General features: G+C 72.7%; 17 protein-coding genes. 4 read left to right on the forward strand and 13 right to left on the reverse strand.

Annotation, left to right across the window (positions count from 1 at the left end):
- Positions 1-2 precede the first annotated feature (2 nt).
- The 5 genes from IE258_RS31100 to IE258_RS31120 all read right to left on the reverse strand — a co-directional run bounded on the left by IE258_RS31100 (position 3) and on the right by IE258_RS31120 (position 7,925).
- Positions 3-2,228, reverse strand: a complete 2,226-nt coding sequence (locus IE258_RS31100; RefSeq protein WP_189749079.1) for a glycosyl hydrolase family 95 catalytic domain-containing protein — start codon at positions 2,226-2,228, stop codon at positions 3-5.
- Positions 2,225-4,207 carry a beta-galactosidase gene (locus tag IE258_RS31105; protein ID WP_189749081.1) on the reverse strand — a complete coding sequence of 661 codons (1,983 nt, stop codon included), beginning with the start codon at positions 4,205-4,207 and terminating at the stop codon, positions 2,225-2,227. The genes IE258_RS31100 and IE258_RS31105 overlap by 4 nt, the downstream gene beginning before the upstream one ends.
- A complete protein-coding gene (locus tag IE258_RS31110) occupies positions 4,207-5,079 on the reverse strand; it encodes a carbohydrate ABC transporter permease (protein ID WP_229892530.1) in 873 nt (290 codons plus the stop codon). The genes IE258_RS31105 and IE258_RS31110 overlap by 1 nt, the downstream gene beginning before the upstream one ends.
- Positions 5,080-5,174: 95 nt before the next feature.
- On the reverse strand, positions 5,175-6,212 hold the full coding sequence (locus IE258_RS31115; RefSeq protein WP_189749084.1) for an ABC transporter permease: 1,038 nt from the start codon (positions 6,210-6,212) through the stop codon (positions 5,175-5,177).
- Positions 6,213-6,239: 27 nt separating this feature from the next.
- A complete protein-coding gene (locus tag IE258_RS31120; protein ID WP_189749085.1) occupies positions 6,240-7,925 on the reverse strand; it encodes an extracellular solute-binding protein in 1,686 nt (561 codons plus the stop codon).
- Between the two features lie 259 nt (positions 7,926-8,184).
- Here IE258_RS31120 and IE258_RS31125 point away from each other — a divergent pair, with 259 nt between their 5' ends.
- Positions 8,185-11,028 carry a glycoside hydrolase family 3 C-terminal domain-containing protein gene (locus IE258_RS31125; RefSeq protein WP_189749086.1) on the forward strand — a complete coding sequence of 948 codons (2,844 nt, stop codon included), beginning with the start codon at positions 8,185-8,187 and terminating at the stop codon, positions 11,026-11,028.
- A 114-nt stretch (positions 11,029-11,142) separates the two neighbouring features.
- Here the strand turns inward: IE258_RS31125 and IE258_RS31130 are convergent, their stop codons facing one another.
- Positions 11,143-11,811, reverse strand: coding sequence for a hypothetical protein (locus IE258_RS31130; protein WP_189749087.1), 669 nt, complete (start codon positions 11,809-11,811; stop codon positions 11,143-11,145).
- A 289-nt stretch (positions 11,812-12,100) separates the two neighbouring features.
- Here IE258_RS31130 and IE258_RS31135 point away from each other — a divergent pair, with 289 nt between their 5' ends.
- Positions 12,101-12,514 carry a cytidine/deoxycytidylate deaminase family protein gene (locus IE258_RS31135; protein WP_189749089.1) on the forward strand — a complete coding sequence of 138 codons (414 nt, stop codon included), beginning with the start codon at positions 12,101-12,103 and terminating at the stop codon, positions 12,512-12,514.
- 10 nt (positions 12,515-12,524) lie between these two features.
- Here the strand turns inward: IE258_RS31135 and IE258_RS31140 are convergent, their stop codons facing one another.
- The 3 genes from IE258_RS31140 to IE258_RS31150 all read right to left on the reverse strand — a co-directional run bounded on the left by IE258_RS31140 (position 12,525) and on the right by IE258_RS31150 (position 18,229).
- The gene (locus IE258_RS31140) at positions 12,525-13,970 is read right to left on the reverse strand and encodes an aldehyde dehydrogenase family protein (protein ID WP_189749090.1); all 1,446 of its coding nucleotides are present in this window, start codon (positions 13,968-13,970) and stop codon (positions 12,525-12,527) included.
- Positions 13,971-14,276: 306 nt separating this feature from the next.
- Positions 14,277-15,941, reverse strand: a complete 1,665-nt coding sequence (locus IE258_RS31145) for a PucR family transcriptional regulator (protein WP_189749092.1) — start codon at positions 15,939-15,941, stop codon at positions 14,277-14,279.
- Positions 15,942-16,093: 152 nt separating this feature from the next.
- Positions 16,094-18,229 (reverse strand): ATP-binding protein, encoded by a 2,136-nt coding sequence (locus tag IE258_RS31150; protein WP_159329313.1) that lies wholly within the window; start codon positions 18,227-18,229, stop codon positions 16,094-16,096.
- A 294-nt stretch (positions 18,230-18,523) separates the two neighbouring features.
- On the opposite strand from IE258_RS31150, the gene gabT reads away from it, so the two are divergent.
- A complete protein-coding gene (gene gabT, locus IE258_RS31155) occupies positions 18,524-19,858 on the forward strand; it encodes a 4-aminobutyrate--2-oxoglutarate transaminase (RefSeq protein ID WP_189749093.1) in 1,335 nt (444 codons plus the stop codon).
- 442 nt (positions 19,859-20,300) lie between these two features.
- On the opposite strand, the gene IE258_RS31160 is transcribed toward gabT, so the two are convergent.
- Positions 20,301-21,134: a tetratricopeptide repeat protein gene (locus IE258_RS31160; RefSeq protein WP_229892521.1), complete on the reverse strand. Its 834-nt coding sequence runs from the start codon at positions 21,132-21,134 to the stop codon at positions 20,301-20,303.
- A 44-nt stretch (positions 21,135-21,178) separates the two neighbouring features.
- Here IE258_RS31160 and IE258_RS31165 point away from each other — a divergent pair, with 44 nt between their 5' ends.
- On the forward strand, positions 21,179-21,883 hold the full coding sequence (locus IE258_RS31165; protein ID WP_189749094.1) for a phosphatase PAP2 family protein: 705 nt from the start codon (positions 21,179-21,181) through the stop codon (positions 21,881-21,883).
- Here IE258_RS31165 and IE258_RS31170 read toward each other — a convergent pair.
- The 3 genes from IE258_RS31170 to IE258_RS31180 form a co-directional block, all read right to left on the reverse strand.
- Positions 21,822-23,639 carry a chitinase gene (locus tag IE258_RS31170; protein WP_189749202.1) on the reverse strand — a complete coding sequence of 606 codons (1,818 nt, stop codon included), beginning with the start codon at positions 23,637-23,639 and terminating at the stop codon, positions 21,822-21,824. The genes IE258_RS31165 and IE258_RS31170 overlap by 62 nt on opposite strands.
- A 112-nt stretch (positions 23,640-23,751) precedes the next feature.
- Positions 23,752-24,210, reverse strand: coding sequence for a hypothetical protein (locus IE258_RS31175; protein ID WP_189749095.1), 459 nt, complete (start codon positions 24,208-24,210; stop codon positions 23,752-23,754).
- A gap of 122 nt (positions 24,211-24,332) precedes the next feature.
- Positions 24,333-25,760, reverse strand: coding sequence for an NAD(P)/FAD-dependent oxidoreductase (locus tag IE258_RS31180; RefSeq protein WP_189749097.1), 1,428 nt, complete (start codon positions 25,758-25,760; stop codon positions 24,333-24,335).
- Positions 25,761-25,791: the final 31 nt, after the last annotated feature.

Below are 25,791 nucleotides of genomic sequence, written 5' to 3' on the forward strand. Positions count from 1 at the left end.
TGCTACCGCGCCTTCACGTTGATGACGCGGTCCTCCCCGGCGGCGAGGTCGAGCGGTTCGGCTCCGGAGGGGGTCCTGAGTTCGACGCGGCGGGTGCGCTCCGGGCGCAGGCGGGCACTCGCGCGGCCGTCTGCCGTCCAGGTGAGGTCGAGTGAGGCGCCGAAGCGGGTCCGTACGCCCCTGAGTTCGCCCTGCGGGCAGGAGGCGGGGAGGGCGGGCAGCAGGACCAGTCGGTCGGGGGTGGACTGTACGAGCATCTCGACGAGCACGGCGGGCAGGGCGTGCGCGGCGTCCGCGTTGTAGACGTCGCGGTGGGGGTAGTGCGCGCTCATCAGCGACGCGTGGAAGTAGTCGCCGCCGAGCACCTGGTCCAGCGCGTGGGCGACCCCGGACCCGTCCCGGAGGCGGGCGGCCACCAGGGCGTGGTGGAGGTGGCCGTGCGCGGAGTCGTTCTCGGCGCCGCGCAGGGCGAGGGCGCGACGGGCGGCCTCGGCGAGGTCGGGGGTGTCGTACGGGTTGATCTCCTCCAGCGGCCAGACGCCGTAGAGGTGGCTGAGGTGGCGGTGGTCGTAGGTGTCCGCCAGGCCGGGCCACGCCCATTCCGCGAGGGCGCCGTCGGCGTTGACCCGGTGCGCGGGGAGGCGCTCGGCGAGGGCGCGCCAGCGGTCGGCGTGCTCGGGGTGGTGGTCGGCGGCGGTGCGCAGGGCGTGCCGGGCGGCGGAGAGGTCCATCGCCGCGTTCAGGGTGCCCCAGCTCGCGCCCGCGGGACGGTTCTCGGGCGAGTAGGAGGGGACGACGACCAGGTGGCCGCCGTCGTCGGTGCGCTGGAGGAAGTCCTCGTAGAACAGGGCGACTTCGGCCAGGGCGGCGGCGGTGCGCGGGTCGGGGGTGCCGTGGGTCTCGTCGTGGTCGAGGAGCGGTTTGAGCAGCCAGTCGGCGCCCGCGGTCCACAGGTGCAGGGGGTACTCACGGCTGAAGTGGTACGTGTGGCCGCACTCGCCGTCGGTGTGGGAGGGCGCGACCACGCCGCGGGCGCCGAAGATCTCGCGGGCGTTGTCCCGCCAGTCCGGGAGCTGGCGGTGGACCAGCGCGGCGTGGGCCTCGGTGACCTCGGGGAGGGCGGCGGCCGCGGCGGAGGCGGTCTGGAGGTTGAGGTTGGCGTTGGTGGTGAAGGCGCCGGACCAGGCGGTGTTCCAGTCGCCGGTCCACAGGCCGGTGAGGCGGGGCGGGAGCAGGCCGCTCGCCGAGAGCAGGTGGTAGCGGCCGGCGGCGAAGAGCCGTTCCAGCAGGGCGGGGCCGCCCGCCCCGGCGAGCAGTGCCGAGCCCGGCAGTGCGCGTTCGGCGGGATCGGCGGCGAGGTCGAGGGTGACGCGGTCGTAGGCGGTGCGGTGCCGGGCCAGGTGCCGGGCGAGGAGGTCGTCGTACGAGGCCGGGTACGGGGCGCCGTCAAGCAGGTCGCGCAGGGCGCGGCTCTCGGCGACCGTGTCCAGCTCGCCGGTGTGGCGGTGGACCCGGGTCATCAGCAGCACCTCGGTGGCGCCCTCGACGAGGACGCCCGGCGGTACGAGCTTCACGGTGCCGCCGGTGACGGCGGCGAGGGTGACGCCGGTGTAGGCGAGGTCGCTGCCGGGATAGCGGGCGCGCAGGGTGAGCAGGGCTCCCTCGGGGGTGAGGACGGCCCCGTGGCCGATGCGGAGCCCGGCGGGGGCGCCGGGGAGACGCGGGTCGAGGGACAGGTCGAGGGTGAGGTGCGGGGCGGTGACGTGCTGGACGATCACGTCGTCGGCGCGGGAGACGAAGACACGGCTGGTCCAGCCGGCGCGGGTGGCCGTGGTCTCGCCGGTGGTGAAGTCGACGGCGCGGCGGTAGGGGGCGCGGGTGTCGTGGGTGTCGCCCTCCGGCGGTCGGTTCAGGCGCAGTTGGAAGGCCGGGTGGAAGGGGCGTACCCATTGCAGCGGGCGGCCGTCGGTGAAGTCCTCGGCGGCGGCGGTGTCGCCGGCCAGCAGGCGGTCCTGGAGGGCGGGGAGTGCGGCGGCGAGCGCGGGCGGGCGGCGCCGGCCGTCGTCGCCGCCGGGACGGACCAGGGTGTGGTGGGTGACGATCACCCGGTCGGTGTCCGGATCGCCGAACACGAGGGCGCCGTGGTGGCCGTTGCCGCTCAGGAAGGCGTCCTCCCAGCGGGCGGCGGGCTCCGGCTCCCAGGTGCCGTGCACGGGCGTGCCACTCATGACGCCGGCTCCGGGTCCAGCAGTACGGCGACGCCGTAGCGGCCCAGGGTGACGCGGTCGGTGACGACGGCGTCGGTCAGCAGCTCGCGGTGGGTGCCGGGGACGTCCACGGTGACCGCGTCGCGGCCGTGGTGGAGCAGGAACAGCAGGTCGCCCCGGCGTACCGCCTCGACGTCGGCGGGGAGGGCGTCGAGCACCGGGTGGGCGCCCGCGTCGGCGGCGACGCGGGCGAGGAGGTCGCGCAGCGCGTCCGGCTCGGGGAGGGTCGAGAGGTACCAGGCGCTGCCCTTGCGCAGGACGGCCGGGAGCCCGTCCAGCTCGCCGCCCCGGTAGGGGATCGTTTCGGACGCGGTGCCGTCGGGTTCGATCTCCTCCGACCAGAGGGTGCCACGGAAGCCGTCGCAGTCGGCTCTCTCGTCGGCGTCCAGGGGCCACCACTCGTGCAGGGTGCGGATGCCGAACAGCTCGCGCAGCCGGGCGTCCATGCCGCCGGGCCTGATCCGGTCGTCCATGTCGGCGACGCCGGTGAGGAAGCCGCAGACCAGCGTGCCGCCGCCGCGGACGTGGGCCAGGAGGTTGTCGACCGCCGCGTCGGTGAGCGCGTAGAGCTGCGGGACGACGACGACCTTGTACGGGGCGAGGTCGTCCTCCGGGTGGGCGAAGTCGGTGGTGAGCCCGCCCCGCCACAGCGCGCGGTGCCAGGCGCGCAGGACGTCCGCGTGGTCGACGCGGGCGGAGGGGCGGGCCTCCTGGTCGGCGGCCCACCAGGCGTGCCAGTCGTGCAGGACGGCGATGTCGGCGCCGACCGTGCGCCCGGCCACGTGCGGGCCCAGTCGCGCGAGGTCGGCGCCGAGCCGGACGACCTCCTGGTGGGTGCGCCCGTACTCACCCGCGTGGCCGACCATCCCGGAGTGGAACTTCTCGGCGCCCTGGCGTGACTGGCGCCACTGGAAGTAGCAGACGGCGTCGGCGCCGCGGGCCACCGCCTGGAGCGACCAGAGCCGGTTGAGGCCGCGCGGCTTGGGGTGGTTCACGCCGCGCCAGTTGACGGCTCCGGCCGCCTGTTCCATGAGCATCCACGGGCCGCGTGCCTGGGAGCGGGTCATGTCCTGGACCAGGGCGCCTTCCTGGGCCCCGAAGGGGTCGCGCGGGTCGGGGTAGAGGTCGACGGAGACGACGTCCTCCTCCTCGGCCCAGCGCCAGGCGTCCTGCCCCGACCACAGCGGCATGAAGTTGGTGGTGACCGGGATGTGCGGGGTGTGGCGGCGGACGATGTCGCGCTCGGCGGTGTAGCACTCCAGGAGCATGTCGGAGGTGAAGCGCCGGAAGTCCAGCACCTGGCTGGGGTTCCTCAGGTAGTGGGCGTGGCGGGGCGGGGCGACCTCGGCCCAGTCGCCGTAGCCCTGGCTCCAGAAGGCGGTGCCCCAGGCGGTGTTGAGGGCGTCGAGGGTGCCGTAGCGGTCCTGGAGCCAGCGGCGGAAGCGGGCGGCGGCCTCGTCGCCGTGGTCGTAGGTGCAGTACTCGTTGTTGATGTGCCACAGGGTGAGCGCGGGGTGGGTCGCGTACCGCGCGGCCAGGGCCTCGGTGATCGCGGCGGCATGTCGGCGGTAGACGGTGCTGGAGTGCGAGAAGTGCTGTCGGCCGCCCCACCACTCGGTGCGGCCGTCCGCGTCGCGGGGCAGGGTGTCGGGGTGGAGGTGGCCGAGCCAGGGCGGCGGCGAGGCGGTGGGGGTGGCGAGGACGACGCCGATGCCGGCCTCGTGCAGCAGGTCCATGAGCCGGTCCAGCCAGGCGAAGTCGTGGACGCCGGGGCGTGGTTCGAGCTTGGACCAGGAGAAGACGCCGAGGGTGACGGAGTTGACGCCGGCGGCCTTCATCAGGCGTATGTCCTCGGGCCAGGTCTCCTCGGGCCACTGCTCGGGGTTGTAGTCGCCGCCGTAGAGGATGCGCCGGCCGGTGACGTCGGCGAGGTTCGGCATCAGCCCTTCACCGCCCCGGTGAGCATGCCCTTCTTGAAGTGGCGCTGGACGAAGGGCGACAGCACGGCGACCGGCAGCAGGGCCATGACCATCACGGCCATCTGGACGGCCAGCCCGGACAGTTCACCGGTCTTGATCGCCTGGCCGAGGCCGACCGGTGCCTCCTGCTTCTGCACCAGCTGGATCATGACGTTCTGCAGGGGCAGCATGTCCTGGTCGTTCAGGTAGAGGGAGGCGTTGAACCAGGCGCTCCAGTAGCCGACGGCGTAGAAGAGGGTGATGACCGCGACGACCGCGTGGGACAGCGGCAGGACGATCTGCCACAGGATGCGCAGGTCCCCGGCGCCGTCGATGCGGGCGCTGTCGATCAGCTCCTGGGAGATGCCCATGAAGAAGCCGCGCAGCACCAGGATGTTGAAGACGCTGATCGCGCTCGGCAGGATCAGCGCGAGGTAGCTGTCGGTCAGGCCCAGGGACTGCACCAGCAGGTAGGTGGGGATGAGACCGGCGCTGAAGAACATGGTGGCGAGCAGCACCATGAGGATCCAGCGGTGGCCCAGCGAGCCGCTGCGGGAGAGCCCGTAGGCGCACAGTACGGACACGGCCATGGAGAACAGGGTGCCGACGAGCGTGATGCCGATGCTGACGAGGGCGGCGCGGGTGACCTGGCCGCCGCTGAGCAGCTCCTGGTAGGCGACGAAGGTGATGTCCTTGGGGATCATCACCAGTCCGCCGGCCTCGTCGATGGACCTGCGGCTGGACAGGCTGGTGACGACGACGATCCACAGCGGGAACAGGATGCCCAGGCAGGCCAGGAGCAGCACGAGCCCCTTGCCGGCGAGTCCGGCCCGGCTGGGCTTCTCCTCCCACACGGGGCGGGGCGGGGCGGCCCACGGGCGGGGCCGCGGCGCGGGCGGACCGCTCGCGCCGGTCGCTTCTCGTCGGGCCGTCGCTTCGGGTACGGCGGTCACTTCTTGTACACCCCCTGCTCGCCCATGAGGTGGGCCACCTTGTTGGCCACCAGCACCAGGCCGAGGCTGATGACGCCCTTGACGAGCCCCGCGGCGGCCGCGTAGCCGAAGTCCTGGTTGCGCACGCCGTTCCACCACACGAAGGTGTCGAGGACCTCGGCGGCGCCGGGACCCACGGCGTCGCGTTGCAGCAGGATCTGTTCGAAGCCCACCGTCAGGGCGTCGCCGACGCGCAGCACCAGCAGCAGGGCGATCACCGGGCGCAGTGCGGGCAGCGTGACGTGCCACATGCGGCGCCAGCGGTTCGCGCCGTCCATCGCGGCGGCCTCGTACAGGTCGGGACTGACCGAGGCGAGGGCGGCGAGGAAGACGATGATCCCCCAGCCGGCGTCCTTCCACACGCTCTGCGCGGTGACCAGGAACTTGAAGGTGTCCGGGTCGGTCATGACGCTCAGCCCGTCGTACCCGTGGTCGCGCAGCAGCTGGGAGAGCAGCCCCGCGCCGCCGAGCAGTTGCTGGAAGACGGCGATGACCAGCACCCAGGAGAAGAAGTGCGGCAGGTAGAGGATGGCCTGCGAGATCGCCCGCACCCGGGGCCTGACCACGCTGTTGATGAGCAGCGCGAGGGCGATGGGGATCGGGAAGTACAGCAGGAGCTGGAGCACGAAGAGCACGAGGGTGTTGCGCACCGAGTTCCAGAAGGCGGAGTCCTCGAAGATCCGCTGGAAGTTCTCCAGGCCCACCCAGGGGCTGTGCAGGATGGAGACGACCCCGTTGTCGGAGAGGTAGGGGTCGTACTCCTGGAAGGCGACGACGTTGCCGAGGATCGGCACGTAGTTGAAGAGCAGCACCAGCAGCACGGCCGGCAGTGTCATCAGCAGCAGGACGCGGTCGCGGCGGAACCGCAGCCGCAGGCTCAGCTTTCCCGGCCGCCGTCTTCCCCCGCGGGGGCCGGTGGCGTCGCCGGACGCCACCGGGGTCTTCTTGGTCGCATCGGCCTCGGCCCTGGTCCGAGGCACCGTGCTGTGGGACACGGTGGTTCTCCTTGCCTCGGTACCTGGTCAGCCGGCCGCCGGACCGTTCTCGTCGAGGATCTTCTGGTACCAGTCGCGCAGCTTGTCCCCGCCCTTGCTCTTCCAGTCGGAGACGGCCTGCTGCATGTCGCCGATCTTCTTGCGGCCGCGGACGATGTCGTCCTCCAACTGCTCGAAGTCGTTGGAGAGGTTGGTGTAGCGGGCGGGCTCGACGATCTGCATGCCGTAGAACGTGGGCTTCTTGGTGACGGCGCCCGTCCGCTGCTGCCACTCGACCTGCCCCTTGGCGACCTCGGGAAAGTCGGGGTGGGCGATGGTCGCCGCGGGGCTCGCCACCATCACGTAGGCGTTCATCACGTCGATGTTGCCCTGGTCGGTCTTGGTGGGCACGCCGTCCTTGACGGTGTAGTGGGTGCCCTCGACGCCGTAGTTGGTGGCCATGTACTCCTTGGTCCCGTACGGCGCCGCGGTGACGTTGGCGAGGGCCAGCACGTCGCGGATCACGGACTTGGACGCCTTCTTGTTGACGAAGGCGAAGATGCTGGCCGGGTTCTGCGCCCACAGCGTGGGTGCACCGCCGTCGTGCCCGAAGAAGTCCATGCCCCAGATCTTGAACTCGGGGTTCTGGGTGGCCTGTTCCGCGGTGCGGCTCCACCACTGGGAGATGTCCTGGTTGTAGACGAGGAACTCGCCGGCGGCGAACTTGGGCCCGGGGTCGGCGGCGTTGGACTTGCCGAGCTTGGCGTCGGGGTGCACGACCCCGGCGGCGAACAGCTTGCGCGTCCACTCCAGCGCCTCGAGGTACTCGTCCGTCTCGGCGCGGTAGACCAGCTTGCCGTCGACCTGGTTCCAGCCGAGCGACTTCTCGTTGCCGGAGAGCACACCGAAGGCGTTGAAGGCGGTCCACTTCATGTCCAGGCAGGCCCAGCGCTTGGCCCTGGCGTTGGTGGCGTCCTTGGCCAGCGCCATGAACTCGTCGCAGGAGCGCGGGACTTCGTAGCCCTCCTTCTCGAAGATGTCCTGCCGGTACAGCGGCACGATGCCGGACACGTACGAGGAGGGCATCGGCAGGCCGAGCAGCTTGCCGCCGAAGATGGACCGCCGCCAGGCGTCGGTGGGGATCGCGGCGAGGTTCGGGTACTCCTTGACCGCGTCGCCGGACAGGTAGGGGCCGAGGTCGGCGAACTTGCCGATGATGGCGCTGGGTATCTTGCCGGTCATGTTCCAGCCGGGCACGACCACCACGTCCGGCACCTCGCTGGAGGCGAGCACCGCGCCGAGCTTCTGGTCGTAGGTGTTGCCGTCCTGGTTCTGCCAGACCACGTCGACACCGACGAGGTCGTTCATCGCCTTGTAGTAGGCGTTGTCCTCCTTGGGCGGGGACCCCCAGAACGGCGACATGATCGTGACCTCGCCGCCCTTGCCGAGCTTCTTGGGCACCGAGGTCTTCAGGTCCGCGAGGTCGAGCTTGCTCGTGAAGCCGACCGCGGAGCCGTTCTTGCTCGGGATGTCGGGCGTGACCACGCTCGCCGCCACGTACGCCGGCAGCAGCTTCTGGGCGTCCTTGCCCGACGTGGTGCCGTCGCGCGAACCTCCGTCGGATCCGCCGCAGGCGGAGAGCAGCGGCACCCCTCCCGCCACCGCCGCGGTGGCGACCGCGGTGGAGGCGAGGAAACTTCTCCGGCTGGGACCGGAGGCGGCGTTCGGCGTCATGTGCGTCAACCCTTCGTGCCTTCGTGGCACACCGAAACACCCGACGGTGGCCGTCGGCTGCGGTGTCGTGAGGGAACTGAACTCGGTTGTGTCGAAGCCCTGTCGAAGCGCTTCGATGTTGCAGCGAGGTTAAGTTAACCCCCCGGGGCACACAAGGGTCGTTCCCAAGATTGGTGGGTGTCTTGACACCCACCCGGGGCTGCACGGAGCATCGAAGCGCTTCGACGTCCTGCCCGCACCATTGCAAGGGGACCCCCAGGTGACCGCACCCACGCCGCCGTTCCGTGATCCGCGACTGCCGTTCGCGAAGCGCGTCGACGACCTGCTGTCGCGGCTCACGCTCGACGAGAAGACCGCCTTCCTGCACCAGTTCGCGCCCGCGGTCGAGCGGCTCGGCATCGCCGCCTTCCGCACCGGCCAGGAGGCCCTGCACGGCGTGGCCTGGATGGGTCCGGCGACCGTGTTCCCGCAGGCCGTGGGGCTCGGCGCGACCTGGAACGAGGAGCTGGTGCGGCGGGTCGGCGAGGCGGTGTCCAAGGAGGCCCGGGCGATGCGCGCCCGCGACGAGCGCGTCGGCCTCAACGTCTGGTCGCCGACCGTGAACCTGCTGCGCCACCCGCTGTGGGGCCGCAACGAGGAGGGCTACTCCGAGGACCCGAGGCTCACCTCGGCCGTCGCCACCGCCTACACCCGGGGCCTGCGCGGCGACCACCCGACGTACTGGCGCACCGCGCCCGTCCTCAAGCACTGGCTCGCCCACAACAACGAGACCGACCGGGACACCTCCTCGTCCTCCGTCCGCCCGCGCGTCCTGCACGAGTACGACCTGCGGGCCTTCCGGGAGACGGTCGAGGCGGGCGCGGTGGCCGGGGTGATGCCGGCCTACAACCTGGTCAACGGCCGCCCCAACCACCTCTCCCCGTACCTCGGGCGGCACCTGCGCGCCTGGACGGAGGACGACCTCCTGGTCTGCTCGGACGCGGGGGCGCCCTCCAACCTGGTCGACTCGGAGCACTACTTCGACAGCCACGAGGAAGCGACCGCCGCCGCGCTGCGGGCCGGGGTGGACAGCTTCACCGATCACGGCACCGACTCCTCGCACATCCTCGAGCGCCTGCGGGGCGCCCTGGAACAGGGCCTGTTGACGGAGGCGGACGTGGACGCGGCGGTGCGCCGTCAGCTGTCGGTCCGCTTCCGGCTCGGCGAGTTCGACCCGGAGCACGACCCGTACGCGGGCGTCGACGCCTTCGACACGCCGGAACACCGGGCGCTCGCGCGGGAGGCGGCCGAGCAGGCGGTGGTCCTGCTCAAGAACGACGGCGTCCTGCCGCTGGCCACCGACACCCGCGTCGCCGTCGTCGGACTGCTCGCCGACGAGTGCAAGCTCGACTGGTACAGCGGCACGCTCATCCACCGCTCGACTCCTCTGGAGGGCCTGTACGAGCGCTTCGGCGCCGACCGCGTGAGCTTCGCCGAGGGCGTGGATCGGGTCCGGCTGCGCACGGCCGACGGCGCCTTCCTGCACGTCCTCCCGTCGGACGGCTCCCCCGCCGAGGCGCACGGCACGGAGGGCGCCCTCGACCCGGCCCTGCTGGCCGGCCGCACCGACCTGCCGCCCCTGACCACCGACGCCGTCGGCACCGAACTGGCGCTCGTCGACTGGGGCGAGGGCGTGCTCACCCTGCGCGCGCCCGACGGCCGGTACCTGTCCGTGGCCGAGGACGGCTTCGTGCGCGCCTCCGCCGACCAGCCCGGGGGCTGGATCGTGCAGGAGTCCTTCCGGCTGGAGCCCCATGACGACGGTCACCTCCTGAGGCACGTGGGAACGGGTCGTCCCGTCCAGGTCGCCGCCGACGGCGTGAAGGTTGCCGCTCCGGACGCCGGGGACACGGAGGCCGAGGTCTTCGAACTGGTCGTCGCCGAGCGCGGCGGGGACGCGGTGGCACGGGTGGCGGCAGGGGCGGACGTGGTCGTCGTGGTCGCGGGCAACGACCCGCACATCAACGGCCGGGAGACCGAGGACCGTACGACGCTGCGGCTGCCCGCCCACCAGGAACGGCTGCTGCGCGCGGCCCGCGCCGCCAACCCGGCGACCGTGCTGGCGCTGGTGTCCGCCTACCCGTACGCGGTCGATGCCGAGACGCTCCCGGCGGTGCTGTGGACCGCGCACGGCGGGCAGGCGGCCGGCACCGCGCTGGCCCGGGTCCTCGCCGGGGACGTCTCCCCCGCGGGCCGGCTCCCGCAGACCTGGTACGCGGACGACGCCGACCTGCCCGACCTGCTCGACTACGACGTGATCGGCGGCCGCCAGACCTACCTGTACTTCGAGGGGACGCCGCTGTTCCCGTTCGGGCACGGCCTGTCCTACGCGTCGTTCGGGTACGGGGACCTCACGGCTCAGGTGCGGGACGGAGCGGTGGCCGTGTCCTTCACGGTCACCAACACCGGGGAGGTGACCGCCGACGAGGTGGCCCAGCTCTACGTCCGCGCCGAGACCCCGTCGGTCCCGCGCCCGCGCCGCGAGCTGGTGGCCCACCGGCGGCTCACCCTGGCCCCGGGGGCGTCGGACCGGGTCTCCTTCGAGGTCCCGCTGTCCGCCTTCGCGTTCTGGGACGTCGCGCACGACCGGTGGCGGCTGGAGCCAGGGCCGTACGCCCTGCTGGTGGGTGCCTCCAGCGAGGACGTGCGCCTGTCGACGACCGTCACGCTCGACGGCGAGCCCGCCGTGCCGCGCCCGGTCGGCGCACGGGGCGTGGAGGCGGCCGACTTCGACGAGCAGAGCGGCACGGAGATCGTCGACCGGACGAAGGTCGTGGGCGACGCGGTCACGGCGGTCGCCGGACGGACGGGCGAACTGCTCTACCGCGACTGCGACTTCGGTACCGGGGTGACCGGGGTGACCGTGTCGGTCGCGGGGGCGGGCTCGGTCGAGGTCGCGCTGGACGGGGGCGCGTGGACGGCGCCGCTGTCGCCGGACGCGCCGACCGCGGGACCGTACGACTACGTGGACCTGGGCGCCGCCTTCACCGCCGCAGGCGTCCACGATCTCCGCATCAGGCTGCGCGGCTCTCTGCGGCTCGCGCACGTCGGCTTCTCCGGTTGAGGGTCCGGAGGAGTCCGGCACGGGGGCGGGGCCCGGCACCGGTGACTACCGGTACCGGGCCCCCGACTCGCCGCCCGGACCGGTTGCGGATTCCGGTTCCGGTTCCGGTTCCGGTCAGGAGTGCTTCATGATCTGGTAACTGATACGCCGACGCGTCTGCTTGCTGATCCGCTGGGCCACGCCGGACAGCCACCGCTCCAGGTCCTCTGTCTGCGGCTTGCCCCGCACCTTCTCCGCCATGAACCGGCCGGACTTGTCATTGAGCGTCCAGACACCGCCGATGCGGTACAACTCGCCGCTGACGCGGCCCTTGGGATTGCTCGTGGTCCTGCCGGTCACCTGGTCGAAATGGGCCGCGATCGTGGGGTGGCCCATGTTCTCCAGGCCGCCGGACAGGTCGTCGGCGGTCAGCCCAGGCTGCTTCGTCCGCATGCCGGCGAGCAGCCGGTCGAGCTGGTCCCTGGGGATGAGCGAGGCGACGTCCTCACTGCCCAGGGAGATCTCCCCGTCCTCCGTCACGGCGTACTGCCACTTCGCACCCTCGGGGCTGTTGTCGAGGTCCCGGCCGCTGAACTCGCTCAGCGGCACCCACAGGGGGTTCAGCCGTACGTCGCCCTTGTCGTCGATCTCGTGGTCCTTGGTCTTCTTCGGCGGCACCGCCAGCCCGGCCGCGTGGTCGAGCTCCGCGGAGGAAGCACGCTGGACCGGGTGCGCCCGGCCACTTGGGCCGCTGGAGACCACGCGGGCCACGGCCTGGTTTCCGGCGAACCGCTGCAAGTTCATGGCGACGTCGGTGGACATGGGCGGGTTGCCCGGTGCCCGTGCCGCTTCGGCCTGCCTTTCCTCCCTTCGTATCAAGGAGGCGGGAAGCGCTTCGTCGGGCTTGGTTTTCCGGGCGTGTGCCAACGATCCGGTCCTTTGGCATGGGGCAATTTGGCGTACGATCCCGCAGGCGCGTGCCGATCAACCGAACAGCAGGGCAACACCACACGGCCGGCAACGGAACTTGCGCGCGCGGGCCCGGCCGACGGCCCCGGCCCGACACCGCCCGACAGCTGACAAGGCGCAGACGATGACCTCGCAGACGCACCCCGTCGACCACGAACTCATCGAGGCCGCGGCGCACGTGGCCCGTAGCCGGTGCCGGGGCGACAACCACACCATGGCGGCCGCGGCCCGCGCCCGGGACGGGCGGATCGTCACGGCGGTCAACGCCTACCACTTCACCGGCGGCCCCTGCGCCGAGCTGGTCGTCGTCGGCGCGGCGGCCGCGCAGGGCGTGTACGAGCTGGAGACGATCGTCGCCGTCGGCGACCGCGAGCGCGGGGTCGTCCCGCCGTGCGGCCGGTGCCGTCAGGTGCTGCTCGACTACTTCCCCGGGCTCAGGGTGATCGTCGGGGACGGGGACCGGGTGCGTGCGGTCCCCGTCGCGGACCTGCTGCCCGAGACGTACGTCTGGGCGGACCACCAGCTCGACGCCGGGTGAGACCGGAACGTCAGAGGGCGAGTCCGGTGAGGACCAGCACCCGCTCGTAGGTGTAGTCGTCCATCGCGAACCGCACGCCCTCGCGACCGACGCCGGACTGCTTGGCGCCGCCGTACGGCATCTGGTCGGCACGGTAGGAGGGGACGTCGCCGACGACCACGCCGCCGACCTCCAGGGCGCGGTGGGCCCGGAAGGCGGCCTGCAGGTCGTGGGTGAACACGCCTGCCTGGAGGCCGTACTTGGAGTCGTTGACGGCGGCGAACGCCTCGGCCTCGCCGGCCACCTTCTGCACGCTGAGGACCGGGCCGAAGACCTCCTCGTGGGCGAGCGTGGTGTCGGCGGGCAGCTCGGTGAGGACGGTCGGGGCGTAGGAGGCGCCGTCGCGCTTGCCACCGGTGAGGAGCTTCGCGCCCGCGTCGACGGCCTCCCGCACCCACGTCTCCACGCGCTCGGCGGCGGCCTCGCTGACCAGCGGGCCGACGTCCGTCGCGTCGTCGTTCGGGTCGCCGGTGACCTGGGCCTCGACGGCGGCGACGATACGGGGCAGCAGCCGGTCGTACACGGCGGCGTCGGCGATCACGCGCTGCACGGAGATGCAGGACTGGCCGCCCTGGTAGTTGGAGAAGGTCGCGATGCGCGCCGCGGCCCGGTCCAGGTCCTCGTCGCTCGCCCAGTCGGCGAGGACGACGGCCGCGCCGTTGCCGCCCAGCTCCAGCGTGCAGTGCTTGCGGGGCACCGAGTCCATGATCGCGTAGCCGACGGTCTCGGAGCCGGTGAAGGAGATGACCGGGAGGCGCTCGTCCTGGACCAGGGCGGGCATGCGGTCGTTCGGGACCGGGAGGATGCTCCAGGAGCCGGCGGGCAGCTCGGTCTCGGCGAGCAGCTCGCCGAGGATCAGGCCGGAGAGGGGCGTTGCGGGGGCCGGCTTGAGGATGATGGGCGCGCCGGCGGCGATCGCGGGGGCGATCTTGTGGGCGCACAGGTTCAGCGGGAAGTTGAAGGGCGCGATGCCGAGGACGACGCCCTTGGGGAAGCGGCGGGTGAGGGCCAGCCGACCCTGGCCGCCCGCGTCGGTGTCCAGGCGCTGGGCCTCGCCGCCGTTGAAGCGGCGGGCCTCCTCGGCGGCGAAGCGGAAGACGGAGACCGCGCGGCCGACCTCGCCGCGGGCCCACTTGATCGGCTTGCCGTTCTCGGCGGAGATCAGGCGGGCGATCTCCTCGGTGCGCTCCACCAGACGGCGGCTGACGTGGTCCAGGGCGGCGGCCCGTACGTGGGCGGGGGTGGCGGCGAACTCGTCCCGTACGGCGTACGCGGCGGCCACGGCCTCCTCGACCTGGGCGTCGGTGGGCAGGCTCACCGTGCCGACGGTGGTGCCGTCCCAGGGGGACGTGACGTCGAAGTCGGACTCGCCGGTGGCCTGGCGGCCGGCGAGCCAGAAGGCGTGGGTGGAAGTCATGTCGAGTCCCGGCCCTTCCGCGTTGGGGTGGTGTGTGGTGTGTGTACGCCGTGCGGGGTCCACGGTAGGGCGGGGTGAGGTGGCCCGTGTTTGTCCGGGGTGTCGTGGTGGGGGTGGGTTCTTCGACGGTGTGGCCAGGTGCGGGTGTGTGAGTGTGCGGGTGTGCGGGTGTTCCGGTTTTCGCTCCCGCCGCCCCTTCCCGTCCCGACCCCGGGGGGCTGCCGCCCCGGACCCCCGCTTCGGCCCTGGACGGGCCTCGTCCTCGAACGCCGGACGGGCTGAGTGGACCGCCGTCGGTGCCCGGGACTAGTCGGGGGCCGTCGCCTTCAGGGCCAGCCACAGCTCCATGCGGACGTCCGGGTCGTCCAGGGAGCGGCCGAGGATCTCCTCCACCCGGCGCATCCGGTAGCGCAGGGTGTGGCGGTGGACGCCGAGGTCGGCGGCGGCCGCGTCCCACTGGCCGTGCCGGGAGAGCCAGGCGCGCACGGAGGCGACCAGGTCGCCCCGGCCGGTGGCGTCGTGGTCGCGCAGCGCCCGCAGGAGGCCGTCGGCGAAGGCGCGCACCGCGTCGTCGGCGAGGAGCGGCAGCACCGAGCCGGCCGCCACGTGCTCGTGCTCCACGCAGACGCGGCCGCGCCGGCGGGCCACCGAAAGGGCCTGCTGGGCCTGCTTGTAGGCGGCGGACGCGGCGATGGGCCCGGACGGTGCCGACAGACCGACGACCAGGCTCTCCTCGTCGCCGCTCGCGAGGGACTCGGACGCCGGGCGGGCGGCCTCCAGCGCGGAGGCGTGCTCGACGCAGGCGGCGACGGCCGCGCCCCCGTCGGTGGCCAGCACCACCAGGCGTTCCCCGTCGGGCACGACCAGCACCGCCTCGCCGGCGCGGGCCGCCGCGGACTCCACCACTTCGACGAGCGCGCCGAGGGTGCCGAGGGGGTCGCCGCCGGTCTCCGGGGCCGCGTCACCGGCGGCGGTCTGTGCGGCGGCCGCGGCGGCCCTGTTCCTGGCCGCGGGCGACTCGGCGACGATCATCCGGAACGGCGCGTCCAGCAGGCCGCCGTACAGGTCCCCGGCGACCGTGCGGGCGTGGTCGGGTTCACCGGCCAGCAGCATGCGCAGCACGGCCGCGTCGATGCGCAGCCCGGCCTCGTGCAGGGAGCGGGAGCGTTCCGTGGTGAGGGTCAGCAGGGCGATGGCGGAGTGGACGGCGTACCGCTCGGCGGTGCCGAGGGCGGCGGCGGTGCCGACGGCGAGCGCGGAGCGGGGTCTGCGGGAGGTGCCCAGGGAGTGCAGCTCGACCCGGTCGGCGTTCTCGGGGTGCTCGGTGTTCCCCGCACCGCCGACCACCGACGAGGCCGGCGCGGGGCGCTCGCGCAGCCGCTGCACGTCCGCGGTGAGCCGCGCCGCCCTGCGGCCCGCCCACTCCGGGGCAGTGGCGACGACGGCGCCCGAGGCGTCGTACAGCGCCGCCCAGCCGTCGACCTGGGCGGCGAGCGCGGCCAGCAGTCCCTCGGGGCCGTCGGCCAGGGTCCGCCGGGTCAGCTCGCGCTGGGCGGCGAAGCCCGCGGTGACCGCGCGGTACTGGTCGGCGGCGATGGCGGCGGAGACGGCCTTGCTGATGGCGAGGAACGGGGTACGGCGCGGCACCTCCAGCAGGGGCAGGCCCTCCTGCCGGGCCGCCGCCACCAGCGCCTCGGGGACGTCGTCGTAGTTGACCCCGACGGCGAAGCCGAGACCCACCACTCCGGCGCCCGCGAGCCGCTTCACGTACCGCTGCATCGCCTCGGGGTCCTCGGCGTCCAGCTTGAGGGCGGTGATCAGCAGCAGCTCCCCGCCCTCCATGTAGGGCACGGGGTCGGCGAGTTCGCTGACGTGGGCCCAGCGCACCGGCACGTCGAGGCGGTCCTCGCCGGCGCGCACGGTCAGCTTGAGCGCCGAGTGGTGGACGAGCGAGGCGAGCGTGGGGGGCATGGGGCCTGGGCCTTCGGGTCTGCGTCGGGGTGTGAGGCTGACTGCGGGGTCGGTGTGGAGCAGCTGTGATCTTTTGGCCGCCGCGTATGAACGACCTGTGTCGATTCTGCCTCACTGTACGGTCCCGGGTGTCGGCCCGGGCCCCGTACGGCTCACCCGCGCAGATCCACCAGCAGCGGCGGCGCGTGCTCCCCCTTGACGCTGGTCAGCGACAGCACCGCGTGCCCGGCCGGCACGGCGTGCGCCAGCTCGGACGCCGACCAGCGTTCCCGCTCGACCTGCCGCACGGTCACCGCGCGCGCGGTGGGCGCCTTGCCGGTGATCACCCGGCGGAGCATGTGCACGGCCTTGCCCGCCGGGGTCTCGGCGATGATCTGCCGGTCGGTGACGTCGCGGGCCTCGGTCCACTCCTTGCCCCACACCTCGGCGAAGTCCTGCCCGTCCCAGGGGGTGAGTCCGGACAGCGCCATCCGGCACCCGATGGCCCCGAGCAGCGGCCCGCGCAAGGGGCGCGGTACGTCGTCCAGGGTGCGCAGGGTCAGGACCACGCCGGCACCGGCCGAGCGCAGCCGCTGCACGCCCCGTACCGCCTCCGGTGTCACCACGCCGCTGGCGTCGTCCAGCACCAGGCAGGCGAACAGCGACCGGTCCTCCCGTACCGAGACGCTCGCGGTGAACTGGGCGAGCACCAGCCGCGCCAGCATCCGGGAGGCGTCGGCGTGACCGCGCTGGGGCAGGTCGATGCGGACCCGCACCGGGTGGTCGAGGGCCTTGAGGGAGAAGGGGCGCGACTGCCCTGAGGTGTCGAAGAAGGGGGCGAAGGCGGGGCGGTCCAGGAGCGCCACCCGGTCGGCCAGGACACCGCCCAGGTCCCCGGGCCGGTCCAGCTGCCGCTCGCGTGCGTCCAGTTCGCGCAGCAGGGAGTCCTGCCCGGCCGCCCGGAGCCCCTCGCGCAGTTCGGCCAGCGGTCCGGGGGCGCCCTCCAGCAGCTGCCGCAGCTCCGGCACGCCGGGGAAGCGGCCGTGGACCGCGCGGAAGGGGCCGAGGAGCTGGGCGAGGACGGTGGTGGAGCGCCGGGTGTCACCGCCCTGGTGCTGCTCGGTGAGGTCGCCGACCAGGGCCTCGGCGAGCACGACGGCGGCCTCGTCGGGGTCGGTGGTGCCGCCGTACAGGTCGAGGTCGTACACGGAGTCCGGGTGGCCGATGCGGACGACGACGTCGTAGGCGTCTGCCGGGCCGAGGTCCGCGCCCGCCGCGCCGACCACGACGACCGCGGCGCGGCCGGCCAGCGCGTGCAGGCACAGTGACTCGGTGAGCGGGCGCACCAGGCTGCCGGTCTTGCCGGAGCCCGCGGGTCCGACGGCCAGCAGGGAGGTGCCGAGCAGGTCGGGGCCGAGGGCGAGACCGGCGCCGCGGTAGGCGTAGGGGTTGCGGGTGTCGTCGGCGGCCGTGCCGATGCGCACCTGGCCGGTGACGAGGTCGTGCCGGGCCTGCCGGACGGGCAGGTCGCGGGCGCCGGAGGGGTGCGGGCAGGCGCCCGCACCCTGGCTGAGCACCGCGCCGGTGAAGGTGGCCAGGCTGTGCCGCCCGCGCTGCACGCCCTGCCAGGCGCGGGCGATGCGGGCGTGGTCCACGTCCCGCATGAGCCCGGAGCGGGCGTCGGCGGCCAGCCGTTCGGCGGCGTCGTGGGCCCCCGCGGCGCGCAGCGCGGGCCATGCGGCGGGGTCCTCCTCGGGGGCGGGCGGGGGCACCGCGCCGGGCACGGCACGGCGCCAGGCGGGCGGGCCGTAGCGCCGCCAGATCTCGCTCCAGCGTCCCAGTCGTCCGACGCCGACCATGATGATGCCGGCGATCAGGACGTAGTAGGCGTAGACGACCACGACCGAGGTGAAGCTGTGGGGCTCGGCCCAGGAGTCCGGGATCATCGCGTAGAGGGGCAGCAGCCACCAGCCGCCCAGGTAGCCGTTCCACAGCAGTGACCAGATCAGCCAGCCGACCAGGAAGGCGATCACCGCGCCGCTCAGCAGCTGGCGGCCCGGCACCCGCTCGGGCTCCTCCTCGGGCCGCGGCCGGTGTCCGAACCGCCACACCCCGGGCAGGGCCTGCGGGCGCGGGGTGCGCAGCCACGTCAGGAAGGCCGGACCGTCCGGGGCTCCCGGTGCCCGCGCCGGCCGGGGCGGCACCGTGGGGGCCTCGGGGGGCTTCGCGGGCACCTCCGGAGGTCCCGCCGGACGCGGCACCGGATTCGCATGCGTGCCCCGCGCGTCCCGGGTCCCGTCGCCGTCCATCGCCCTTGCCCCCTGACCTGCCGCTCCGTCCGCCATCAGCGAGCCAATCTAACGCCCTCCCAGGGGGAGTTCACCGCTTACGCGGCCGGGCCCGCGTCGACGTGTCCATATGTCGTCGTTCCCGGCACCTGTCCATGTCGGACAAGCGGCCGTTCGGACAACGCCCACATGGAGCATGCCCACCCCGCACCGCCGGTCCTAGCCTGCGAGAAAAGAAGGCAAGCGTCCGTAAGATCCCGCGGATCCCGCAGGCACACCAGGTCCCGCGGATCCGGCACGACCCCAGGAGCCCCCATGACCGCACTTCCGCAGGAGCGCCGCGTCGTCACCGCCATTCCCGGCCCGAAGTCGCAGGAGCTGCAGGCCCGCCGTACGGCCGTGGTCGCGCAGGGTGTGGGCTCCACGCTGCCGGTCTTCGTCGCGCGGGCCGGCGGCGGTGTCATCGAGGACGTCGACGGCAACCGGCTGATCGACTTCGGTTCCGGCATCGCGGTGACCTCCGTCGGCGCCTCCGCCGAGGCCGTCGTACGCAAGGCGTCCGCGCAGCTCGCCGACTTCACCCACACCTGTTTCATGGTCACGCCGTACGAGGGCTACGTCGCCGTCGCCGAGGCGCTGGCCGAGCTGACGCCGGGCGACCACGCGAAGAAGTCCGCCCTGTTCAACAGCGGTGCCGAGGCCGTGGAGAACGCGGTCAAGATCGCCCGTGCGTACACCAAGCGGCAGGCCGTCGTCGTCTTCGACCACGGGTACCACGGCCGGACCAACCTGACGATGGCGCTGACCGCGAAGAACATGCCGTACAAGCACGGCTTCGGCCCGTTCGCGCCCGAGGTGTACCGGGTGCCGGTCGCCTACGGCTACCGCTGGCCGACCGGCGCGGAGAACGCCGGCCCGGAGGCGGCCGCCCAGGCGATCGACCAGATCACCAAGCAGGTGGGCGCCGAGAACGTGGCCGCGATCGTCATCGAGCCGGTACTCGGCGAGGGCGGGTTCATCGAGCCGGCCAAGGGCTTCCTGCCCGCGATCAGCGAGTTCGCCAAGGACAACGGCATCGTCTTCGTCGCGGACGAGATCCAGTCCGGCTTCTGCCGCACCGGTCAGTGGTTCGCCTGCGAGGACGAGGGCATCGTCCCGGACCTGATCACGACGGCGAAGGGCATCGCGGGCGGTCTGCCGCTGTCCGCCGTCACCGGCCGCGCCGAGATCATGGACGCCGCGCACTCCGGCGGCCTCGGCGGCACCTACGGCGGCAACCCGGTGGCCTGCGCGGGCGCGCTCGGGGCCATCGAGACGATGAAGGAACTCGACCTCAACGCCCGGGCGAAGAACATCGAGGCGGTCATGAAGTCCCGCCTGGCCGCCATGGCCGAGAAGTTCGACGTCATCGGCGACGTCCGGGGCCGCGGCGCGATGATCGCGATCGAGCTGGTCAAGGACCGCGACACCAAGGAGCCGAACCCGGAGGCGACCGCCGCGCTCGCCAAGGCCTGCCACCAGGAGGGCCTGCTGGTCCTGACCTGTGGCACCTACGGCAACGTGCTGCGCTTCCTGCCCCCGCTGGTGATCGACGAGGACCTGCTGAACGAGGGCCTCGACATCATCGAGCAGGCATTCACTCGCCTCTGAGGCAGGCATTCACCCGCGTCTGAGGCAGGCCGTCACCCGCCCCTGAGCACGAGTGCCGAACGCCCATCCGAGCCGGGTTTCGCACGTCTGGCGGGGCCACCGGCAGAGCGTGTGAAGAAGGTGTGCGGGGTGGATGTCAGGACGCCGATGTCCCTGTCCTGAGCGCACCCCCTGCCGTAGGTTCTACGCAGATGAGAGATACACCCGCCCACAGGGGACTGTGGGCGGATCATCAGGACGAGGCTTCCCCGGCTTCGACCTGGTCGTGCCTCGCGCACACAACCGGAGCCCACGGGTTCCGGCTTCCTCACCGATCGGACGGTCGCCCGCCCCAAACCCCCCGGGGCGCGCGGCGTTCCGGTCAGGACGGCCGCCTCGGCACTCGGGACGGTGGTTCACCGAAGGGCCGACACACTCCCCCCTTGTGCCGGCCCTTCGGTGTTCACTCCCCCGGTTCTCCTCGGGATTCCTCGCCCGGTTCCTCCCCGGTGACACGGGCCAGCAGGGCACGGGCCTCGGCGGTGCGCGGATGGGCCGGGTGCAACTGCCGTTCGCAGTCGGCCAGCGCACGCCGTACGGCGTCCTCCGCCTCCGCGCGGCGTCCCAGGCCGTACAGGGCCTCGGCGGTGACCAGGTCCGGGTACCCGCCGGCGTAGCGGGGCGGCCGGGGCGGGCTCCGGCGGACCTCCGCCAGCGCCTCCTCGTAGCGGCCCTGCCCGTTCAGGCTGCGCGCCAGCGTGGTGTTCAGGACACCGGCGGCGGGTCCGTTCGCCCGGGACAGGTTGCCGCGGGCCACGGCCTCCGCCTCCTCGTGGCGGGCCAGCCCGCACAGGACGACGGCCAGGTGCCCCAGGGTGTTGACCTCCAGCGCCGCCACCGGGGCGCGGTGGGCGATCTGGTTCAGCTCGCGCAGGACGCCGTTCGCCTCGGTCTCCGCCTCCGCGTACCGCCGCAGGCCGGACAGGGCGACCACGCGGTTGCTGCGCGCGATCAGTCGCAGCATCTGCGAGTTGAGGCCGACCGGCTCCAGTTCCGCGATCAGCGTGTCCAGTTCGTCCAGCGCCTCGGTCATCCGGCCGTGCATGACGGCCGCTCCCGTGGCCAGCACCCTCGCCTCCCAGTGCGGCGGGCGCCTGCGCCAGGGGCGCCGCGGGAGCGCGGCCAGCGTCCGGGCCTCGGCCTCGACCTCCTCGTACCGGCCCTCACTGGTCATCGCCCTCAGCCGGGTGAAGGTCTCTTCCCACTGGCTGTCCCGTGCCGTTCGTATGGTGGTCACGGGCGGTGAGACTACGCGACGGCGGGCCTGCGAAGCTGTGCGTCATGCCGGTCTCCGCCCCGCTTCGCGCCCTGTCCGCCCTCGTCGGGCTGCCCCTGCTCCTCTTCGCGCTGATCACTTGGCAGGTCCTCGCCGACGGCCCGCTGGTCGGGGTGGACGAGCGGCTGAGCGGGGCGCTCGTCCACCCGGACCGGCTCTCCGAGCTGCTGTCCGACCTCGGCAACGTGCAGGTGGCCGTGCCCGTCCTGGTCGTGGCGCTGGCGTACGTGGCGTGGCACGGGCGCGCCACGGGTGCGGACCTCTGGTGGCTGCCGCCCCTGGCCGGGGCGCTGGCGATGGTGTTGGTGCCGGCGCTGGTCGCGCCGCTGAAGGAGTGGACCGACCGCCCCGGCACCCCGGCGGTGCCGCCGGCCACCGGCTACTACCCCTCGGGTCACACCGCCACGGCGGTGGTCGCCTACGGCACGGCGGCGCTGCTGCTGCTCGGGCGGCTGCGCTCGCCGGCCGTCCGCCGGGCGCTGGTGGTGCTGTGCGCCGTGCTGGTCCTCGGCACCTCTTACGGGCTGGTACGACGGGGCTACCACTGGCCGCTGGACGTGGTCGCGAGCTGGTGCCTGGGAGTGGTGCTGCTGACCGGGGTCCGGCTGGTGGACCGCCGGACCCCACCCGGCCGGACCCCGCGGGGCGTCAGCCGAAGTACGCGTCGAAGTTCTTCTGGAACTCCCAGTTCGAGTAACGGTCCCAGTTGATCGACCACGTCATCAGGCCCCGCAGGTCGGGCCAGGTGCCGTGGGTGGCGTAGGAGCCGCAGTCGGTCTTCTTGGTCAGGCAGTTGAGCGCCTTGTTGACCTCGGCCGACGAGACGTGGCCGTTGCCGGCCTGGGTGGAGGCGGGCATGCCGATCGCGACCTGGTCCGGGCGCAGCGGCGGGAAGACGTTGCTCGCGTCGCCCGCGACCGGGAAGCCGGTGAGCAGCATGTCGGTCATGGCGATGTGGAAGTCGGCGCCGCCCATGGAGTGGTACTGGTTGTCCAGGCCCATGATCGAGCCGGAGTTGTAGTCCTGGACGTGCAGCAGCGTCAGGTCGTCGCGCAGGGCGTGGATGACGGGCAGGTAGGCGCCGGCCCGCGGGTCCTGGCCGCCCCACTTGCCGGTTCCGTAGTACTGGTAGCCGAGCTGGACGAAGAAGGTCTCCGGGGCCATGGTCAGCACGAAGTCGTCGCCGTACTTGGCCTTGAGGGTCTTCACGGCCGAGATGAGGTTGACGATGACCGGGGTCTTGGGGTTCTTGAAGTCCGTGTCGTCGGCGTTCAGGGAGAGCGAGTGGCCCTCGAAGTCGATGTCGAGGCCGTCCAGGCCGTACTCGTCGATGATCGCGGAGACGGAGGAGACGAACTTGTCGCGGGCGGCGGTGCTGGTGAGCTGCACCTGGCCGTTCTGGCCGCCGATGGAGATCAGCACCTTCTTGCCGGCCGCCTGCTTGGCCTTGATCGCGGCCTTGAACTCGGCGTCGCTCTCCACGTTCGGGCACTCGGCGACCGGGCAGCGCTCGAAGCGGATGTCTCCGGAGGTGACCGAGGTGGGTTCGCCGAAGGCCAGGTCGATGACGTCCCAGCTGTCGGGCACGTCGGCCATGCGCGTGTAGCCGGAGCCGTTGGCGAAGCTGGCGTGGAGGTAGCCGACCAGGGCGTGGGCCGGGAGGCCGGAGGAGCCGCCGCCGTCGTCCGGGCGCTGGGCGGTGGTCGCCGTGACCGTGGCCGAACGCGCCGACTCGCCCGCGTCGTTGACCGCGGTGACCTGGAAGGAGTACGCCGTCGACGGGGTCAGGCCGGACACGGTGGTGGAGGTGCCGGTGACCGTGCTGACCCTGGTGCCGTCGCGGTAGACGGCGTATCCCGTCGCGCCCGGTACCGGTGACCAGGACAGGGCGACGGCGGAGGAGGTCACCGAGCCGGTCTTGAGGCCGCCGGGGACTGCCGGGGGCTGCTGCGTCTCACCGCCGGGGCCGGTGAGGGAGATGTCGTCGGCGTGGTAGGCGCCGGTGCCGTACCAGCCGTGGGTGTAGATCGTGACCTTGGTGGTCGAGGGGCCGGTGCGGAAGGTGGTGGTCAGCTGCTGCCAGTCGGGGGCGGACTGGGCCCAGGTGGAGACGTCGGTGGTGCCGGTGCCGCTCGCGCCGAGGTAGACGTAGGTGCCCTGGACGTATCCGGAGAGCGTGTACTGCGAGTCCGGTTTCACGGACACCGTCTGTGCGCAGCGGGCGTTGTCGGCGCCGGCCGGGGTGGCCTTCAGGGCGGTCGCGCCGCTGTGCACGGGCGAGGTCACGGTGGTGCCCGCGGTACAGGTCCAGCCGTCGAGCGCGGACTCGAAGCCGCCGTTGCGGGCGAGGTCCGCGTCGGCCGCACGGGCGGCCGACGTGAGCGCGGTCAGGCCGGACGCGGCGAGGGCCGCGGCCGTGAGCAGGGTGACGAGGGGGCGACGGGCGAGAGGTCTGGCGCGTTCCAGACGTGCGCGTTCCACAAGTGCCTCCGGACATGGGGGAGATGGGGAGGGTGGAGCGCGCCCAATTTGGTCCAGACCAATTCGGTTGTCAACCCCTTGCGCACCTCACCGCCCGTTACCCGTCGTCCTCCTGCACCGCGAGGGCCGCCGCCGCCTCGTGCATCGCCAGCTCCAGGAGCGAGGGGTCGGTGAGGGTGCCGGTCCCGTCCGGCGGGATCAGCCAGCGGGTTCCTCCGGACGACAGTCCGCCGGGGTACGGCACCACGATCCAGGTGCCGAGCCCGGCGGTCCTGATGCCGGTGCCGACCCAGCGGGCCGCCGTGCCGGCCGGCACGAAGAAGCCCGTGCGCGCGTCGCCGAAGTCGGCGAGCACCGGGCCTGGCTGGTCCAGGACGCGGGAGAGCACGTCCAGGGTCGGATAGCCGAGCCTGCTCGGCAGGATGAGCACGTCCCATGCCTTGCCGGCGGGCAGCAGCGCGACGCCCGAAGGGTCGCGCTCCCAGTCCCGGCGGCAGGACTCGGGATCCGGTGCGACGGATGCCAGCCACGCGACCGCCGTCTTCGCACCAGGCATGTGAAACCTCCCTTTCACTCGTCGACGCGGGGTGCGTCACGAGGGAGAGGGAGGTCTCCCGGCGGCATTACGCGGGTTGCGGTACCTCGTAGGGGTGAACCGGGTCACATGGGCAGCGGTCCCTAGCTGTCGAAGCCGAGCCCCAGGCGGTCCATCGTCCGCAGCCACAGGTTGCGCCGGCCGCCCTGCGCGTCGGCGCGGGCCAGCGACCACTTGGTGAGCGCGATGCCGGTCCAGGCGAAGGGCTCGGGCGGGAACGGCAGCGGCTTCCTGCGCACCATCTCCAGTGCGGTGCGCTCGGTGCGCTCCCCCGCCAGCAGGTCCAGCATCACCTCGGCGCCGAACCGGGTGGCGCCCACACCGAGGCCGGTGTACCCGGCCGCGTAGGCGACCTTGCCCTGGTGCGCGGTGCCGAAGAACGCCGAGAAGCGCGAGCAGGTGTCGATGGCGCCGCCCCAGGCGTGGGTGAAACGGACGCCCTCCAGCTGCGGGAAGCAGGTGAAGAAGTGCCCGGCGAGCTTGGCGTAGGTCTCGGGCCGGTCGTCGTACTCGGCGCGCACCCGGCCGCCGTACGGGTAGACCGCGTCGTAGCCGCCCCACAGGATCCGGTGGTCGGCCGAGAGACGGAAGTAGTGGAACTGGTTGGCGCTGTCCCCGAGCCCCTGCCGGTTCTTCCAGCCGATCGAGGCGAGCTGCTCCTGGCTGAGCGGCTCGGTCATCAGGGCGTAGTCGTAGACCGGGACGGTGTACGAGCGCACCCTGCGGACCAGGTTCGGGAAGACGTTGGTGCCGAGCGCGACCGTGCGGGCGCGGACCCCGCCGTACGGGGTGCGTACGGCCATGCCGGCGCCGTACGGCCTGAGGGTGAGCGCCGGGGTGTGCTCGTAGACGCGCACGCCGAGGGCGAGGCAGGCGCGCTTGAGGCCCCAGGCCAGCTTGGCGGGGTTGACCATCGCCACGCCCCGCCGGTCCCACAGGCCGGCCCGGAAGGTCGGTGAGTCGACCTGCTCCCGTACGGCCTCGGCGTCCAGGTACTCGATGCCCTCGGCGAGGCCCTTGGCGCGGATCTCCCCGTACCACTCCTCCAGTTCCCGGGCCTGGTAGGGCTCGGTGGCGACGTCGATCTCGCCGGTGCGCTCGAATTCGCAGTCGAGGTCGTGGCGGGCGACCGCCTCCTCGATCGCGTCGAGGTTGCGGGCGCCCAGCTCTTCCAGCTTGTGGATCTCGTCCGGCCAGCGGGTGAGGCCGTTGGACAGTCCGTGGGTGAGGGAGGCGGCGCAGAAGCCGCCGTTGCGGCCGGAGGCGGCCCAGCCCACCTCGCGGCCCTCGACCAGCACCACGTCCCGCCCCGGGTCGCGCTCCTTGGCGATCAGCGCGGTCCACAGTCCGCTGTAGCCGCCGCCGACGACCAGCAGGTCGCAGGTCTCGGCGCCGGTGAGGGCGGCCTCGGGGCGAGGGCGGCCCGGGTCGTCCAGCCAGTACGGGACGAGCTGGGCGTCGGAAAGGGATTTCGTCCAGTCGTTGCTGCGGCTCATGGCGCCAGGGGCCATGATTTCAACTCCCTACGAAGACAAACCGAGG

It is taken from the genome of Streptomyces tendae (genome assembly GCF_014650435.1).
GTDB lineage: Bacteria > Actinomycetota > Actinomycetes > Streptomycetales > Streptomycetaceae > Streptomyces > Streptomyces tendae.

Coding starts and splice junctions, on each gene's coding strand:
- IE258_RS31120 (WP_189749085.1), bottom strand. CDS start 7,925: ATGACGCCGAACGCCGCCTCCGGTCCCAGCCGGAGAAGTTTCCTCGCC.
- IE258_RS31145 (WP_189749092.1), bottom strand. CDS start 15,941: ATGCCCCCCACGCTCGCCTCGCTCGTCCACCACTCGGCGCTCAAGCTG.
- IE258_RS31135 (WP_189749089.1), top strand. CDS start 12,101: ATGACCTCGCAGACGCACCCCGTCGACCACGAACTCATCGAGGCCGCG.
- IE258_RS31100 (WP_189749079.1), bottom strand. CDS start 2,228: ATGAGTGGCACGCCCGTGCACGGCACCTGGGAGCCGGAGCCCGCCGCC.
- gabT (WP_189749093.1), top strand. CDS start 18,524: ATGACCGCACTTCCGCAGGAGCGCCGCGTCGTCACCGCCATTCCCGGC.
- IE258_RS31180 (WP_189749097.1), bottom strand. CDS start 25,760: ATGGCCCCTGGCGCCATGAGCCGCAGCAACGACTGGACGAAATCCCTT.
- IE258_RS31140 (WP_189749090.1), bottom strand. CDS start 13,970: ATGACTTCCACCCACGCCTTCTGGCTCGCCGGCCGCCAGGCCACCGGC.
- IE258_RS31175 (WP_189749095.1), bottom strand. CDS start 24,210: ATGCCTGGTGCGAAGACGGCGGTCGCGTGGCTGGCATCCGTCGCACCG.
- IE258_RS31165 (WP_189749094.1), top strand. CDS start 21,179: ATGCCGGTCTCCGCCCCGCTTCGCGCCCTGTCCGCCCTCGTCGGGCTG.
- IE258_RS31130 (WP_189749087.1), bottom strand. CDS start 11,811: ATGAACTTGCAGCGGTTCGCCGGAAACCAGGCCGTGGCCCGCGTGGTC.
- IE258_RS31105 (WP_189749081.1), bottom strand. CDS start 4,207: ATGCCGAACCTCGCCGACGTCACCGGCCGGCGCATCCTCTACGGCGGC.
- IE258_RS31150 (WP_159329313.1), bottom strand. CDS start 18,229: ATGGACGGCGACGGGACCCGGGACGCGCGGGGCACGCATGCGAATCCG.